This window comes from Faecalibacterium sp. BIOML-A4 (assembly GCF_009679665.1).
In the GTDB taxonomy this organism is placed as follows: Bacteria; Bacillota; Clostridia; order Oscillospirales; family Ruminococcaceae; genus Faecalibacterium; species Faecalibacterium taiwanense.
Genome location: NZ_WKZG01000003.1, coordinates 141,767 through 157,836, shown reverse-complemented (window position 1 = coordinate 157,836; position 16,070 = coordinate 141,767). Strand labels below are relative to the sequence as shown.

The 16,070-nt window shown below is 57.6% G+C and carries 17 protein-coding genes and 1 other annotated feature (1 of these 18 cut by a window edge); of the genes, 7 read left to right on the top strand and 10 right to left on the bottom strand.

Annotation, left to right across the window (positions count from 1 at the left end):
• Positions 1–195, bottom strand: a binding site (T-box leader) (it extends 68 nt beyond the left edge of the window).
• A gap of 14 nt (positions 196–209) precedes the next feature.
• Positions 210–695 carry a transcriptional repressor gene (locus GKG34_RS03525; protein ID WP_097775183.1) on the bottom strand — a complete coding sequence of 162 codons (486 nt, stop codon included), beginning with the start codon at positions 693–695 and terminating at the stop codon, positions 210–212.
• Between the two features lie 344 nt (positions 696–1,039).
• On the opposite strand from GKG34_RS03525, the gene GKG34_RS03520 reads away from it, so the two are divergent.
• Entirely contained in the window at positions 1,040–1,699 is a 660-nt protein-coding gene (locus tag GKG34_RS03520) for a GntR family transcriptional regulator (protein ID WP_120081231.1), read from the top strand.
• Between the two features lie 156 nt (positions 1,700–1,855).
• Here GKG34_RS03520 and GKG34_RS03515 read toward each other — a convergent pair whose 3' ends face one another.
• The 8 genes from GKG34_RS03515 to rpmG all read right to left on the bottom strand — a co-directional run bounded on the left by GKG34_RS03515 (position 1,856) and on the right by rpmG (position 6,967).
• Entirely contained in the window at positions 1,856–2,992 is a 1,137-nt protein-coding gene (locus GKG34_RS03515; RefSeq protein ID WP_154255607.1) for an aldo/keto reductase, read from the bottom strand.
• 440 nt (positions 2,993–3,432) lie between these two features.
• A complete protein-coding gene (gene rplL / locus GKG34_RS03510; protein ID WP_154255606.1) occupies positions 3,433–3,807 on the bottom strand; it encodes a 50S ribosomal protein L7/L12 in 375 nt (124 codons plus the stop codon).
• Between the two features lie 73 nt (positions 3,808–3,880).
• Positions 3,881–4,396, bottom strand: a complete 516-nt coding sequence (gene rplJ, locus GKG34_RS03505) for a 50S ribosomal protein L10 (RefSeq protein ID WP_005944524.1) — start codon at positions 4,394–4,396, stop codon at positions 3,881–3,883.
• A gap of 277 nt (positions 4,397–4,673) precedes the next feature.
• Complete coding sequence (gene rplA, locus GKG34_RS03500) at positions 4,674–5,366, bottom strand: 50S ribosomal protein L1 (RefSeq protein ID WP_005944523.1); 693 nt, start codon at positions 5,364–5,366, stop codon at positions 4,674–4,676.
• Positions 5,367–5,423: 57 nt separating this feature from the next.
• Positions 5,424–5,849 (bottom strand): 50S ribosomal protein L11, encoded by a 426-nt coding sequence (rplK, locus tag GKG34_RS03495; RefSeq protein WP_005920496.1) that lies wholly within the window; start codon positions 5,847–5,849, stop codon positions 5,424–5,426.
• A gap of 136 nt (positions 5,850–5,985) precedes the next feature.
• Complete coding sequence (nusG, locus tag GKG34_RS03490) at positions 5,986–6,519, bottom strand: transcription termination/antitermination protein NusG (protein WP_005944521.1); 534 nt, start codon at positions 6,517–6,519, stop codon at positions 5,986–5,988.
• 30 nt (positions 6,520–6,549) lie between these two features.
• Entirely contained in the window at positions 6,550–6,801 is a 252-nt protein-coding gene (secE, locus tag GKG34_RS03485; RefSeq protein ID WP_005944520.1) for a preprotein translocase subunit SecE, read from the bottom strand.
• 16 nt (positions 6,802–6,817) lie between these two features.
• Positions 6,818–6,967 (bottom strand): 50S ribosomal protein L33, encoded by a 150-nt coding sequence (rpmG, locus tag GKG34_RS03480; RefSeq protein ID WP_005920501.1) that lies wholly within the window; start codon positions 6,965–6,967, stop codon positions 6,818–6,820.
• A gap of 308 nt (positions 6,968–7,275) precedes the next feature.
• Here rpmG and GKG34_RS03475 point away from each other — a divergent pair, with 308 nt between their 5' ends.
• The 5 genes from GKG34_RS03475 to dusB all read left to right on the top strand — a co-directional run bounded on the left by GKG34_RS03475 (position 7,276) and on the right by dusB (position 12,786).
• Entirely contained in the window at positions 7,276–8,367 is a 1,092-nt protein-coding gene (locus GKG34_RS03475) for a D-alanine--D-alanine ligase family protein (protein ID WP_154255605.1), read from the top strand.
• Positions 8,360–9,187: a glutamate racemase gene (gene murI / locus GKG34_RS03470; protein WP_005944516.1), complete on the top strand. Its 828-nt coding sequence runs from the start codon at positions 8,360–8,362 to the stop codon at positions 9,185–9,187. The genes GKG34_RS03475 and murI overlap by 8 nt, the downstream gene beginning before the upstream one ends.
• A 15-nt stretch (positions 9,188–9,202) precedes the next feature.
• A complete protein-coding gene (locus GKG34_RS03465) occupies positions 9,203–9,679 on the top strand; it encodes a DUF1934 domain-containing protein (RefSeq protein WP_097775187.1) in 477 nt (158 codons plus the stop codon).
• A 33-nt stretch (positions 9,680–9,712) separates the two neighbouring features.
• Entirely contained in the window at positions 9,713–11,527 is a 1,815-nt protein-coding gene (argS, locus tag GKG34_RS03460) for an arginine--tRNA ligase (protein WP_154255604.1), read from the top strand.
• A gap of 239 nt (positions 11,528–11,766) precedes the next feature.
• A complete protein-coding gene (gene dusB / locus GKG34_RS03455) occupies positions 11,767–12,786 on the top strand; it encodes a tRNA dihydrouridine synthase DusB (protein WP_044954051.1) in 1,020 nt (339 codons plus the stop codon).
• Between the two features lie 8 nt (positions 12,787–12,794).
• Here the strand turns inward: dusB and yfbR are convergent, their stop codons facing one another.
• Positions 12,795–13,385 carry a 5'-deoxynucleotidase gene (yfbR, locus tag GKG34_RS03450; protein ID WP_005944511.1) on the bottom strand — a complete coding sequence of 197 codons (591 nt, stop codon included), beginning with the start codon at positions 13,383–13,385 and terminating at the stop codon, positions 12,795–12,797.
• A gap of 131 nt (positions 13,386–13,516) precedes the next feature.
• Between yfbR and GKG34_RS03445 the strand changes: the two genes are divergently transcribed.
• Positions 13,517–15,904, top strand: a complete 2,388-nt coding sequence (locus tag GKG34_RS03445) for a YfhO family protein (protein ID WP_005944510.1) — start codon at positions 13,517–13,519, stop codon at positions 15,902–15,904.
• Positions 15,905–16,070: the final 166 nt, after the last annotated feature.

Below are 16,070 nucleotides of genomic sequence, written 5' to 3'. Positions count from 1 at the left end.
CTTTTGTGCGCTCTCCCCGTTGAAAGCACTGCCGCGATAACGAGCGGCGCACGTCGGCCCCTACTGCTGCACAAACAGGTTCAGGGGGAAGCTTGCGGGTGTTCGTTCGGGTTTCGCTCTCTGCGCGGCTTCCACCTACCCGCACTCTCTGAAAGAGGACATTGAAACCTTACTTTTCCCGGTCAACGCTTTTTCTTGCATGCATTGTATCACGGCTTTTTGTCCGTGTCAACACAGCAGGCGCATTTTTGTGCGGTTTGACCATCAGAGTCGGACTGTTCCTCTTTTTGGGCGCAGTGGCGGCACAAACCATACAGAACGCTGCCCTCGCACTGCAGGGTAAAGCCATGCTCTGCCATCAGGTGGGCGCGCACCTCGTCCATGAAGTGGCAGTCCAGATGATAGATGCGCCCGCACTGTACGCACTTGAGGTGCAGATGCTCCCGGCAGTGGCGGCCCTCGTCCACGTACTGGAACACGGCTTTTTCGCCCTTGTCGGCAACGTATTTCATGATGCGCTGCTCCCCGGCCAGCTTGTCCAGATAGCGGTACACCGTGGTGGGGTTGGGGCTTGCGCCCTGCTCTTCCAGATGCTCCAGAATGTTGGAAGCACTCACCGCGTGCTGCCGGTTGTTGATGAGATAATCTAAAATCAGTTGACGGGTCTTGGTATTGTAGCCGTCGCTTCGTGCCATAAGAGAGATCCACACCCTTTTCAATATTTTTTACATTGTAGCATATTTTTGCATTGGATGCAAAAGAACCGGGCCAAAAGAAGCGGCATTGGCTACAAGCACAAAAAAACTTGTTGATTTTGGCAAAAATGGGACATAAAAATTAGATAAAACATAAAACGCGCTAAAGTTCACAAAAAAGTATTGTAATAATTGCCCTATTATGAAATAATAGAACTGGAATACTACTTGGATTGCAGCAAGAATACAAGATGCTTTGAAGTTAGAAAGCATGCGCCCCAGAGTATTATAGGAGAAGAACCTTTTCCTTTGCAAGGGAAAAGGGAATAGGAGTTGTGCAGAACATGAAAGAAATGGAGTCGCAGACCAAAACGAGCCTGAAGCTGCAGGCATACCAGTACCTTAAGACCAAGATCCTGAACTGCGAGTACCGGCCCAACGAGTTTTTGAACGAGCAGAAGCTTTGTGCCGAGATGGGCAACATCAGCCGCACCCCCATGCGGGATGCTCTTGGCCGCTTGGAGCAGGAAGGCCTGATCACCATTCTGCCCAAGAAGGGCCTGATGGTTTCCGGCATCACCGAGGAGGACGTGCACAGCATGTTCGAGATGCGCCTGCTGGTGGAGCCTTACGCCCTGCGTACTTATGGCAGCGGCATCCCGCGGGAACAGCTGGAGACATTTGCCGAGTTGATGCATCACCCGGACAGCATCACCGACTTCTGCGAGTCGGACGATGAGTTCCACGAACTGCTCATGAGCACTTTGCCCAACAAGTACCTGCGTTCGGCGTATGACCGCATCACCGGTCTGAACACCCGCTTCCGCATCATGACCGGCAAGGTGAGCATGATCAATCAGGAGCAGACCTGTGACGAACATCTGGAAATTCTGGATGCCGCTCTGGCCGACAACTGGGACAGTGCTGCAGATTCCCTGCAGCACCATCTGGAGCTGGCCCGCGATAAGGCTGAAAGTGTGATCAAGGTCATCCGGCTGTGGTAAGAACTGCATAAAAAAGACCGTTGCACGAAAAACGTGTGACGGTCTTTTTTGTTATGAAACTCCCCCAGTCGCCTGCGGTGACAGCCCCCTCAGAGATGGGGCCTTAAGGCCTCCCTCTTTGAGGGAGGTGGCATCGCGCAGCGATGACGGAAGGAGTTACAGTGCGTCCAGCTCCTTTTGCAGTTGTGCCAGAGAATCGCGGATGGGCAGCTTCTGCGGGCAGACGGCTTCGCACTTACCGCAGCGCACACAGTGCAGGGCCTTTTCGCTGTCCGGGAAGCAGGTGGTCCACTGGGCTTTGATGGCGTCCTTCTGGCCGAACATGCCCAGCTTGTTCCAGATGCTGAAATTGTCCGGGATGTCCACCCCCATGGGGCAGGGCATACAGTACCGGCAGCCGGTGCAGCCAATCTTGATGCGGCGGTGCAGCTCGTTGGCTACGCTTTCCACAGCGGCATTCTCGGCGGGGGAAAGCGGTTCAAAATGGCCAAAGGTGGCAAGGTTGTCGGTCAGCTGATCCTCAGCACTCATGCCGGAGAGGATCACATGCACATTTTTGTGGCTGCCCACCCAGCGCAGCGCCCAGGAGGCATCGGTGGCATCCGGACGCAGGGCGTGCAGCGGTGCGGCGGCGTCTGCAGGCAGGGATGCCAGCGTGCCGCCCTTGATGGGCTCCATGATGATAAGCGGCACGCCGCACTCCTCGGTCAGCTGATAGCCGTGATCGCCGGAGATCTCCTCGGCGCGGTCGTCCCGATCAAGGTAGTTGTATTGCAGCTGGCAGAAATCCCATGGCTGGTCGCGCAGAATGTACTCAAACCCGGCGGCGTTGTCGTGGCAGGAAAACCCAAAGTTCCGGATGCGCCCTGAGGCCTTCTGCTGCCACAGCCAGTCCACAAGGCCCATAGCCTTTCCGGTTTCGTACCGGGCCTTGTGCAGGGAGTGCAGCAGGTAGAAATCGATGTAGTCCACGCCAAGACGCTGGAACTGCTCTTCAAAAATACGCTTGGCATCGTCCAGACTTTTGCAGTTCCACAGCGGCATTTTGGTGGCAAGATAAAAGCTGCTGCGGTCCCATTTGGCAATCACGCGGCCCACAAACGGCTCACTCTGGCCGTTGTGATAGGGATAGGCAGTATCGAAGTAGTTGACACCGGCGGCCTTAGCGGTGTTCAGCAGCGCTTCGGCGCGCTCTTCGTCAATGGTGCCGTCAGCTTTGGTGGGAAAACGCATACAGCCGTAACCCAAAAGGGAAGTGCGGATGTTGTTTTTGTTCCAGTTGCGGTGTTCCATAAACTCTCTTTTTGCGGCAGAGGGGGGTGAAGGCTCTGCCGTTCCTCCTGTTGAGGATAGTATAACATAGTTTTTGAATGCAGAAAAGGCGAATTGCATTTGGATTACGGGCTCGCCCTCTCAGCCTCACTTTGTTCGGCAGCTCTCCCAAAGGGAGAGCCCTTGGCAAAAAGATGAAGTCTGCGCGGACTGCTAAAACATCTCTCTTTGACAGACTCCCCCGACCGGGGGAAGCCTTCAGCTCTTCCGCACACTTTGCACTTAAGCCGGAAACTCTGCCGCCATGCCAAGGCCTCTCCCTTTGGGAGAGGTGGTATTGCGTCAGCAATGACGGAGAGGGCGAGGCTGCTAATAATTTTGCACAACAAAAAAAGATGCCCGCACCTTTCGGTACGGGCACCTCATTGTTCAAGAATGAACGACTCTCAGAAGAGGTTCAATTACTTGATCTCGACCTTAGCGCCAGCCTCGGTCAGCTTCTTCTGGATGTCCTCAGCCTCAGCCTTGGAGACCTTCTCCTTGACAGCCTTGGGAGCGCCATCGACGATAGCCTTAGCTTCCTTCAGGCCCAGACCGGTGATCTCCTTCACCAGCTTGATGACCTGCATCTTGGTAGCGCCAGCCTCAGCCAGGATGACGTCGAACTCGGTCTTCTCTTCCTCAGCGGCAGCAGCAGCGCCAGCAGCAGCGGGAGCAGCAGCAGCAACAGCGGAAACACCGAACTCTTCGCAGTAAGCGTCGATCAGTTCCTTCAGCTCCAGAACGGACAGCTCCTTAACGGAGTCGATGATGGCAGTAATCTTCTCAGAAGCCATAGTAGTAACCCTCCAATATCAATGGTTTTGTTTGTTAGTTTCTTGTTTTGTTTAAGCAGCAGTCACGCGGCCATCAGGCAGCGGGCTCCTCCTGCTTGTCGGCATAAGCCTGCATTGCAACGGCCAGACCAGACAGAGTGCTGGTGAGGGCGCCTGCGAACATGGACAGCATGCCTTCGCGGTTGGGCAGCTTTGCGATTGCGTTGGTCTCGGCAGCGTCCATGACCTTGCCTTCCATGAAGCCAGCCTTCACGACGAACTTCTTGGACTTATCGCCATCCTGATACTTGCACAGGATGCGGGCAGCGGACATGGGATCTGCTTCGTGAGCAAAAGCGATAGCGGTATCGCCCTTGAACTGCTCAGCCAGGCCCTCCAGAGAGGTACCCTTGACAGCCAGACGCAGCATGGTGTTCTTCACGACCATGTAATCGACGCCTGCCTCACGCAGCTCCTTACGGAGCTTGGTGTCGTTCTCGACGTTAATGCCGCCGTAAGCGACGACGCAGCCGGAAACCGCACTCTCAAACTTTGCCTTCAGATCAGCGACATAAGCCTGCTTTTCAGAAAGAATCTTTGCACTGGGCATTCGGTTTCACCTCGTTTCAAAAACTTGTATCGAAAACCGGAGCAAGTATGAAAAAAGCCTCTTTCCCGCACTTGGCCGAGAAAGAGGCATAAAACAACTTTACGCACGTTTCTCGGCAGGCGGCATAGCCTTACACTGGACTCCAGTACCTGCTGTCTCAAAAACAGCATGATTATTTTACCGCAAACGTGCGGAGTTGTCAAGTTTTTTTTAAAATTTTCTGACAAAATTTTTCTGCCGCCCATACGAACGGCAGAAAAACGATCAGAACTTCAAATCAGACACCGTACTTCAGGGTGTTCAGACGGATGCCAGGGCCCATGGTGGTGGCGATGGTAGCGCTCTTGAAGTAGGTACCCTTTGCTGCAGCGGGCTTTGCCTTGGCAATAGCCTCCATCACAGTGTCCAGGTTGGCGTACAGCTTCTCTGCACCGAAAGAAGCCTTGCCCACGGGCACATGGATGATGTTCTGCTTGTCCAGACGGTACTCGATCTTACCAGCCTTGGCCTCGGAAACAGCCTTGCCCAGGTCGGGAGCAACGGTACCAGCCTTGGGGTTCGGCATCAGGCCGCGGGGGCCCAGGACCTTACCGAGACGGCCAACGCGGCCCATCATATCGGGAGTGGTCACGACAACGTCGAAATCCATGAAGCCGCCGGCGATCTTTGCGATCAGCTCGTCATCACCGACGATATCAGCGCCAGCAGCCTCAGCAGCGGCAGCTGCGGGACCCTTGGCGATTGCGCAGACGCGGACGGTCTTGCCGGTGCCGTTGGGCAGAACGACAGCGCCGCGGACCTGCTGGTCAGCGTGACGGCCGTCAACGCCCAGACGGACGTGCAGCTCAACGGTCTCGTCGAACTTGGCAGAAGCGGTCTTGCAAGCCAGCTCCAGAGCCTCGTTCACATCATATGCCTTAGTAGAATCGACCAGCTTTGCAGCGTCGACATAGTGCTTGCCATGTTTCATTGTATATCCTCCTGTGTGGTCATGCGGGCAGTTTTATGCCCTCCCACTGTTTATGTCTCAGCCCTCGACGGTGACACCCATGGAACGGCAGGTGCCGCGAACCATGCTGCATGCAGCTTCCAGAGAAGCAGCGTTCAGGTCGGGCATCTTGGTCTTGGCGATCTCTTCCACCTGAGCGGCGGTCAGAGAAGCAACCTTTTCCTTGTTGGGCTTGCCGGAAGCGGTGTTGATGCCAGCTGCCTTCTTGATCAGAACGGCTGCCGGAGGAGTCTTGGTGATGAAGCTGAAGGAGCGGTCAGCATACACAGTGATGACGACGGGGATCACATAACCCATCTGGTTCTTGGTACGCTCGTTGAACTCCTTGGTGAATGCCATGATGTTGACACCCTTCTGACCCAGAGCAGGGCCAACAGGGGGAGCCGGAGTTGCCTTGCCGGCCTCGATCTGCAGCTTAATGTAGCCAGTAACTTTCTGTGCCATAATAAATGCACCTCCAAAAATCTGTGGTGAGTTGCGGCACGGTGTCTCCGTGCCTCCCACGAGCATGTGCACAGTGCACACGCTCTATAAGAACCGCACTGCGGTCTTACCTTGGTAAACGATTTGTGCCGGTTGGTTACGGCAGCTCGACCTGACCGATCTCCACCTCTGCGGGGGTCTCGCGGCCGAACATGTTGACCTTGAGCTTCACTTTGAAGTTCTCGGTATCGATCTCCTCCACAAGGCCCATAAAGCCTTCCAGAGGACCGGCGGTGATCTGCACGGTGTCGCCGACGTTGAAGTCGACTGCCAGAGGTGCAGCCTTTTCCACGCCCATCTTCTCTACTTCTTCAGCAGAGAGGGGAACGGGCTTGGATGCGGGGCCGACGAAGCCGGTGCAGCCGCGCGTATTGCGCACCACGTACCAGGTATCGTCGTTCATCACCATTTTGACCAGAACGTAGCCGGGGAAGAGCTTGTGCTCCACCATCTTCTGCTTGCCGTTCTTGTCAATTTCGGGAACCATCTCGACGGGAACTTTGATATCGCAGATCAGATCCTGCAGATGACGGTTCTCCACCATGGTCTGCAGGTCGTTCGCGACCTTGTTCTCATAGCCGGAATAGGTATGCACTACATACCAAAGTGCCTCATTGGATTGTTCTTCCATTTTGGTCTGCCCTCCGTTTCAAGATGATTCTCAGGCGCCGATGATCAAGCCCAGGATGCCGCCGAAGATGGCATCCAGCAGGATCATCACGACCGCTGCGATGGCGACGGTCACGAGCACGACGACGGTGTTGGTCTTAACGTCCTCTTTGGACGGCCACACCACCTTCTTCAGCTCGCTCTTGGTGTCGCGGAAGAACTTGGCACACTTGCCAAAGAAGTTCTTCACAGCGGCCTTTGCTCTGGCCACAAAGCCCGGCTTGTTCTCGGTTTTGTCTGCCATGATGCGTCCGCCTTTCTTACTTGGTTTCGCGATGAACGGTGTGCTTCTTGCAGAAACGGCAATACTTCTTCATCTCGAGACGATCGGGGTTGTTCTTCTTGTTCTTCGTGGTGTTGTAGTTGCGCTGCTTGCACTCGGTGCAGGCCAGAGTGATTTTAACGGTCATTTGTTGACACCTCCATTATAACGGTTGTTTTGAACCTCCCTCGGGTTGCGGGTGGTACCTGTAAAACAGGCGCACTTAATAACCCCGCAAAAGAGGTGATATCATTGTACCACGCACTTTTCCATCCGTCAAGCGGAAATCTTCGATTTTTGGAAAGTTTTTTTGAAAAATATCTCTTTTACCCACCGGCAGCTTTTTGGCATTCTGCTTGCATCGCGCGCATAGATATTGTATAATAAGCCAGAACGGCATTTTTACCGGTTATATCCCACCCAGGTCTTGGGCTTTATAAATAGGAGAGAGTTATCATGCAGTCTGAAAAAATGTGCGTTGTGCTGCTGTTCGGCGGTATGTCCAGCGAGCACGAGGTCAGCCGCGTTTCTGTGGGCAACTTCGTCAACAACATTGACCGTGAAAAATATGAGGTGCTCACTGTGGGCATCACCAAGGAGGGCCGTTGGCTGTACACCGAGGCCACGGCCGCCCAGATGGCCGATGGCAGCTGGGAAGATCTGGCAGGCAACATGGCCTGCGTCATCAGTCCGGACCGCGCCGACCACGGCATGATCCTGTTCACCCCGGAAGGCCATGTGGAAAAAGTGCATGTGGATGTGGTCATCCCGGTGCTGCACGGCCTGTGGGGCGAGGATGGCACGGTGCAGGGCCTGCTGGAGCTGGCCGGCATCCCCTACGTGGGCTGCGGCGTGCTGGCAAGCGCGGTGTGCATGGACAAAGCCGTGGCCAATGCTCTGTTCGAGGCCAACGGTGTGCCCCACACCAGATGGCTGGCTGCCGACCGCTGGGAAATCGAGTCCGATCTGGAAGGCGTGTGCGACGGTGTGGAAAAGAAGCTGGGCTGGCCCGTGTTCGTCAAGCCCGCAAACGCCGGTTCCAGCGTGGGCATCTCCAAGGTGTCCAGCCGTGACGAGCTGAAAAAGGCCATCGACCTTGCACTGGAAAACGACCGCAAGGTGGTGTTTGAAGCCTTTGTGGACGGTCAGGAAGTGGAGTGCGCCGTGATCGGCTCCGACCCCGCCGTGGCTACCCGTCCGGGCGAGATCCTTGCCGGTGCCGAGTTCTATACCTACGACGACAAGTACAAGAACGGCGTGAGCCAGACCGTCATCCCGGCCCACCTGCCGGAAGCAAAGCTGGACGAGGTGAAGACCTACGCCGCCATGGCCTACACTGCCCTGAACTGCGAGGGCCTTGCCCGCTGCGATTTCTTTGTGGAAAAGGGTACTGGCCGGGTGCTGATCAACGAGATCAACACCTTCCCGGGCTTCACGTCCATCAGCATGTACCCCAAGCTGATGGAGCACGAGGGCCTGCCGGTGCCGCAGCTCATCGACCGGCTGATCGCGCTGGCGCTGGAAAGGAAGGAAAAGCAGCATGGATAACCGCCCGATCGGCGTATTCGACAGCGGCCTTGGCGGCCTGACCGGTGTGCGGGAGCTGCGCAAGCGCCTGCCCCACGAGGAGATCATCTATTTTGGCGATACCGGCCGCGTGCCCTATGGCAGCCGCAGCCCGGAGACCATCCTGCAGTATGCCCGTCAGGACGTGGCATTCCTGCTTTCTAAAAATGTAAAGTGCATCATGGCGGCCTGCGGCACCGTGTCCAGCACCTACCCGGCTGCAGAAGCGGCAAAGCTGCCGGTGCCATATCTGGGCGTGGTGGATGCTGCCGCCCGGGAAGCAGCCTTTGCTACCCGCAACCGCCGCATCGGCGTGATCGGCACCGCTGCCACCATCCGCTCCCGCAGCTACGAAAAGCTGCTGCGTCAGCTGGTGCCGGGGGTGGAGATCACCGCGCAGGCCTGCCCGCTGTTCGTGCCGCTGGTGGAGGCCGGTTACGTGGACCACAGCGAGGAGAGCCGACAGCAGGTGACGAAGCTGGTGATCGCTCAGTACCTGACCGAGGTGCGTGAGGCCGGTGTGGACACCCTGATTTTGGGCTGCACCCACTACCCTCTGCTCAAGACCATGATCGGCGAGTTCATGGGCCAGAGCGTGACGCTGGTGGATCCGGCCAAGACCGCCGCCCACCATCTGGAACAGATGCTCTCCGAGCGCGGCCTGAAAGCGGCACAGGAGCACGAGGGTCAGGCGCACTTCTACGTGAGCGATGTGCCGGACAGCTTTGTGCAGACGGCAGACCTGTTCCTGGGCGAGTACAAGGGCGGCCCGGTGGATCAGATCGCCATTGATAAATATTGATAAGGACAGAAAAACGTGAGCAAACCGCTGAAGGAAGATTATATCATCCGCATCAAGAGCCGCATTGAGCAGCATGTGAAAGAGCCTGTGGAGCAGGAAGAAAAGGAAGAGTTTGTGGAGCTGATGACCCGCGGCCAGTTCGTGCAGAAGGGCGGCAGCTACTACATTACCTATAAAGAGACCGAGACCACCGGCTACGAGGGCTGCACCACCACCCTGAAAATTGCCGCCGACGGCAGCCGCGTGGCGATGTTGCGGTTTGGCAAGGGCGGCGGGGCCGGAACCCAGCTGCTGATCGAAAAAGGCAAGCGCAACCTCTGCCACTACGAGACAGGCTACGGCTCCATGACGCTGGGCGTGACCGCCGACGAGATCGAGTGCGGCCTGACCGAGAAGGGCGGCACCGCAAAGTTCGGCTACCTGCTGGACGCCAACAGCGCCGAGCTTGTGAGCCGCAACCGCCTTGAAGTGACCGTGACCCACGTAAACTGAGATATTTCCCAGACTGTGAAAGGAACCAGACCAATGACTGAATTTGAAAAGATCTACCAGAACTATAACCCCCGTCAAGCTGCGCTGGACGAGGCACGCGCTCTGCTGACCGCTGCCGCCAAGGCCGCCATGGCCGATGGTGCTCTGCCGGAAGCTGAGCTGCCCGCCTTCATCGTGGAGATCCCCGCCGATACCAAGAACGGCGATATCGCCTCCAACATCGCCATGGCCGGTGCACGCAGCTGGCGCAAGGCTCCCAAGATGATCGCGGATGCGCTGCTGGCACATCTGCCCTCCATCGAGAACAGTGTGTTTGCCAAGGTGGAAGTGGCTGGCCCCGGCTTCATCAACCTGTTTTTGGCTCCGTCCTTCTGGGCCAGTGTGGTGCTGGGTGCCTGCTCCAACAAGGAGTATGGCCGCACCGATCACGGCAAGGGCGCCAAGTACAATGTGGAATTCGTTTCCGCCAACCCCACCGGCCCCATGCACATGGGCAACGCCCGCGGCGGCGCTCTGGGCGACTGTCTGTCCGCTGTGCTGGACTGGTCCGGCTATGATGTGACCCGTGAGTTCTATATCAACGATGCCGGCAACCAGATCCAGAAGTTCGGCAAGAGCCTTGCCGTGCGCTACCTGCAGAAGTACTGCGGCGAGGAAGCCTATCCGCTGCCCGCCGAGTGCTATCAGGGCGGCGACATCAAGGTGCTGGCCGGTGAGTTTGCCGAGCTGAACGGCGACAAGTACGTTGCCGCTTGCAAGGGGATGGACGAGGAGACTTTGTTCAAGAGCGAGGCTTTTGCCGCCCTGAAGGACGCACTGGTGACCTACGCTCTGCCCAAGAACATTGCTGCCCTCAAGCGCGATCTGGGCAAGTACCGCATCGACTACGATGTGTGGTTCCATGAGAGCACCCTGCACGAGTCCGGCGCGGTGAAGGCCGTGGTGGATAAGCTGCTGGAGCTGGGCGCATGCTATAAGGCGGAGGACGGTGCCATCATGTACCGCAGCGCCCAGTACGCTGCCAAGTACGGCACGGTGAACAAGAAAAAGACCGAGGACGGCACCGAGGAGGAAGCCAAGGACGAAGTGCTGGTCCGTGCCAACGGCATCCCCACCTACTTTGCCGCCGATATCGCCTACCACTACAACAAGCTGGCTACCCGCGGCTTTGCCAAGGCCATCGATGTCTGGGGTGCAGACCATCACGGCCATGTGGCCCGCATGAAGGGTGCCATGGATGCCATCGGCCTGAACGGCGAAGATCTGGACGTTGTGCTGATGCAGATGGTCAACCTGATGCGCGACGGCCAGCCTGTGCGGATGTCCAAGCGCACCGGCAATGCCATCACCCTGACCGACCTGCTGGAAGAAGTGCCCATCGACAGCGCACGCTTCCTGTTCAATATGCACGACGCAGGCAGCGGCATCGATTTTGACCTCGATCAGGCTGTCAAGACCGACAACGATAACCCCGTGTACTATGTGCAGTATGCCCATGCCCGCATCTGCTCCATCCTGAAAAAGATGGAGAGCGAGGGCGTGCAGTTTGCCGGTGCCGAGAAGGTGGATGCCACCCTGCTCACCGAGCCTTCCGAGATGGATCTGATCCGGATGCTGGCAGCCTTCCCGCAGGAGATCGTCATGGCGGCCGAGAAGTACGACCCCAGCCGCATCAACCGCTTTGTCATTGATCTGGCCAGCGCCTTCCACCGCTTCTACGGCAGCTGCCGCATTCAGGGTGCAGACCCCGCTGTGCAGCAGGCACGTCTGGCCCTGTGCATCGGCGTGAAGAATGCCATCTTCAACGTGCTGACCATGTTCAAGATCAACGTGCCCGAGAAGATGTAACATGCAAAAACCCTCTCAGTCAAAACCTTACGGTTTTGCCAGCTCTCCCGAAGGGCGAGCTTTATGCGCTATGAAGATAAACGATTTCTTCACCCGCAAGAAGCCTGTTTCGGGCAGATGAAAAGGCTCCCCCTTTCGGGGGAGCTGGCACGGCGCAAGCCGTGACTGAGAGGGTTCGTACCCCAAAAATCTGGCTCCCCTGCGGGGGAGCTTTTTTCGATAACAGCGAGGAACAACCAATGGAACCTTTGAAAATCGGCAATATCATCCTGCCGCACCGGGCGGTGTTCGGCCCGATGGCGGGCTTTACGGATGCACCCTGCCGCCGCCTGATGGCCCAGCACGGTGCAGGCTTTACTGTGAGCGAAATGGTGTCCAGCCGGGCGCTGGTGTACGGCGACCACAAGACGGTGAGCCTGCTCAAGGCCGAACCCAACGGTGCACCCTATGGCGTGCAGATCTTTGGCGAAGTGCCCGAGATCATGGGCGAAGCCACCGCCGCCATCGAACAGTACGAGTTCGATTTTGTGGATATCAACATGGGCTGCCCGGCCCCCAAGATCGTTTCCGGCGGCGCAGGCAGCAAGCTGATGCTGGATCCAGACCGCTGCGGGCGCATCGTGGAGCAGGTTGTGGCAAATACAAAACGGCCTGTCACCGTGAAAATGCGCAAGGGCTGGGATGCCGACCACATCACTGCAGTGGAGTGTGCCAAGGCCTGTGAGCAGGCCGGCGCAGCCCTCATTGCGGTGCACGCCCGTACCCGGGAGCAGATGTACACCCCCGGCATCGACCCGGAGATCATTGCCCGGGTGAAGGATGCCGTCAGAGTGCCGGTGCTGGGCAACGGCGACATCCACTCGGCAGAGGATGCGGTGGAGATGATGCAGGCCACCGGCTGTGACGGCGTGATGATCGCCCGGGGCGCGCTGGGCGACCCGTGGCTCTTTGAGCGGGTGAACGCCGCCATTGAAGGCCTGCCCGCACCCAAGGCACCCAACCTGCAGGCCCGCATGAATGCGCTGCGCCGTCAGGTGGAGGAGATGGTGGAGCAGAAGGGCGAGTTCGTCGCCATGCCGCAGGCCCGCTCTCAGACCATGCACTATATGAAGGGACTGAAAGGTGCGGCCAATCTGCGCCGCTACTGCTGCACCCTGACCCATCTGGAAGATCTGGACGAGCTGATCGATGCTGTTTTTGAAGAGCAGCGCAAAGCGGGCATCGACCCGGACGACGTGCGCGAGGTGCCGTTTCCGTAAGGGGAATATTACTGCTGCCGGGTCAGCTCATCCAGATTCTGGGTGTAACAGGGCAGACAGTGCTCTATGAACCAGTCGGCTTCCGGGCAGTGCATGGCCTGCAGGGCCGCTTTCTGCTGGGCCAGCGCCGCGTCAAACTCGTGGTTGCCGCTGCGCTGCTCCTCCGTGCATTTGATGAGGGCGCTCAGCCGGTCGGCGGCCTTCAGCAGGCGCTTTTCCTCGGCGGTGAGCAGTTCCCCGGAGATGAACGGGGACAGCTCTTCGCTCAACTCGTCCGGCAGAAGGCCGGTCATGCAGCGCACGCTCTCGGTTTCCAACGCCTTGTAGGCATCCCGCAGGGTGGGGCTGCTGTACTTGACCGGTGTGGGCATGTCGCCGGTAATGATCTCCGGCGCGTCGTGGTACAGCGCCGCCACTGCTACCGTTTTGGGGCGGCAGGGCGTGCCGGTGTACCGCCGTGCGATCAGGCAAAGCATGTGGGCCAGCAGGGCGGTATCGCAGGTGTGCTCGCTGAGAGATTCGGCCCGGGTGGAGTGCATCAGGCTCCAGCGGGTAATGTATTTCATGCGCGCCAGCAGGGCGCTGAACGGGTACAGCATGGCAGCTTCCTCCTTTTTTCTCCAACATACCTGTCCGGCAGAGCGTTGTCAAGCCCTTTTTTCTGCGCAGTGTTCGTGCTATACTAGAACAAACCAACTTTCTGCCGCTTTGGCAGAGAAAAGAGGAAACCATGGAGCGGTCTGGTACTGCCCGGCAGCCGCAGCTGCTGGGACAAAAAAAGGATAAATTCTGGCTGACGGTGGGCCTGTGTGCCCTCACGGCGGCCCTGTTCTTTCTGCCGTTTTATATCATCGACGGCGGCTTTTTCCACTATGCAGGCGATTTCAACAGCCAGCAGATCAGCTTTTACCGCTATATGAACGGCTTTATCAAGGGCGCAGGCTACCCGGACAGTGCGTTCACCTCGGTGCACAATACCTTCTCATGGGCCACCGACCTTGGCAGCGGCGTGATGAACGCCTATTCGTTCTACCTGTACGGCTCGCCGTTCTTCTGGTTCTCGCTGCTCTTCCCGCAGGGGTGGCTGCCCTACCTCATGGTGCCGCTGCTGGTGCTCAAGTTTGCCGTGGCGGGCGGCGGTGCGTACCTGTATCTGCGCCGCTACGTCAAAAATATCGACTACGCCGTGCTGGGAGCCTGTCTGTATACCTTCTCCGGCTTTACGGTATACAATGTGTTCTTCAACCACTTTGTAGATGTGGTGGCGCTGTTCCCGTATCTGCTGTGGTCGCTGGACGAGGCCCTTTACAACGACCGCCGCAGCTGGTTTGCGTTCTGGGTGGCGGTGAACCTTGTCAACAACTACTTCTTCTTCATCGGTCAGGTGGTATTTCTGGCCATCTACTTCATCTGCAAGCTCAGCACAAGGGACTTCCGTCTCACTGCAAAAAAGTTCGGGCTGCTGGCTTTTGAAAGCGTTCTGGGCGCTGCCATGGGCAGCATCCTGCTGGTGCCTGCGGTGCTCTCCATTTTGCAGAACCCGCGCACCATCGACCTTTCCTCCGGATGGGGCTTTCTGACCTACAGCAAGGTGCAGCAGTATCTTGCGATTCTCGTCAGCTGGATCATGCCGCCGGATTCTCCTTACCTCACATCCATCTGGTCGGAGGGCGTGATCAAGTGGACCAGCATGTCGGCCTATCTGCCGCTGTGCAGTCTGGCCGGTGCCGTGGCCTACTGGAAAGCAAAGTGCGGCGACAGTAAAAAGCGCATCGTGGGCACCTGCGCCGTGTTCGCACTGGTGCCCATCCTGAACAGTGCGTTCTACGCCCTCAATTCCAGCTACTATGCGCGCTGGTACTATATGCCGGTGCTGGTGCTGGCCGCAATGACCGTGAACGCGCTGGAAGACCACAACACCGATCTGGACAGCCCGGCCCGCGGCATCAGCTGGCTGATGATCGCCACGGTGGCCTTTGCGGTGGTGCCGGTGCAGGACAGCGACACCGGCAGCTGGTCGTTCGGCGTGCTCAAGAACCCCGGTCAGTACTGTGCGGTGCTGGGCTTTGGCCTGCTGGGCCTGCTGTTGTACCGCTATCTCTGCCAGAAGTGGCGGGGCGACAGCCGCTTTGCCCAGCGCCTGACGGCGGCAGTGCTGGCGTTTGCCTTCCTGTTCAGCGTGGTGCACATCGGCATTGGCAAGTTCGGCCAGTGGTATACCGACAGCGACCTTGTGAAGCAGGACACCAACGCCCTGCTGTTGAAAAACGACCTGCCCGAAGGCGATTACCGCGTGGATACGTACAAGATCCACGACAACATCGGCATGTGGCTGGATAAAAGCTGCCTGCAGTATTTTGGCAGCACGGCGGCCCCCAGCATCCTCAGCTTCTACCCGGCGCTGGGGGTCAAGCGGGATGTGCGCAGTGAGCCGGAGCTTTCCAATTATGCACTGCGGGGCCTTTTGAGTGTGGAGTACCTTATCACCACGCCGGAAAAGCAGACCGACTTTGAAAACGAAGCCGACGACGGCTGGGAATATGCCTTTGCAAAGGACGGCTATGCGGTCTACCGCAACACGAACTACGTGCCCATGGGCTTTGCCTATGACTATTACCTCACCCAGACCGAGTACGAAGAAACAGTCAAGGCCACCCGCGCAAACCTCCTGATGCGTGCACTGGTGCTTACCGACGAGGATGCTGCAGTCTACGGCAAGTACCTCACCCATCTGCCGGAAGGCAGACGGGAGGAGCTGTACTATGAGTCCTACGTGCAGGACTGCCGCGAGCGCCGTGCCACGGCTGCCAGTGTGTTCCAGATGAACAATTCGGGCTTCCACGCCGAGATCACGCTGGAAAAAGAGAACCTCGTGTTCTTCTCCGTGCCTTACGATGACGGCTTTACGGCCTATGTCAACGGGCAGGAGGCCGACATTGTGGAGGTGGACGAGGGATTGATGGCTGTGCTGTGCCCGGCAGGTGAAAACAGCATCGATTTTGTCTACCAGCCCGACGGCATCCGGCTGAGCCGTGCGCTGACTTTGGGCGGCATTGTGGTATGGCTGGCGTACACGGCGTACTTCGTCTGGCGCAAGCGCCGCACAAAGCGGGCCTGATGCACGGAAGAATGACTTTGTGCTGTAGAAAAAAGAAATTTTTGAAATTTCCCCTTGACTTTATGCCAATAAAGTGTATAATGCAATCAAACCGATGAGGCGGAAGAGAACCTGCACAGCGCATCTTCAGTGAGCCCGGACAGTGAAAACGGGCGAGAGCGGGGCA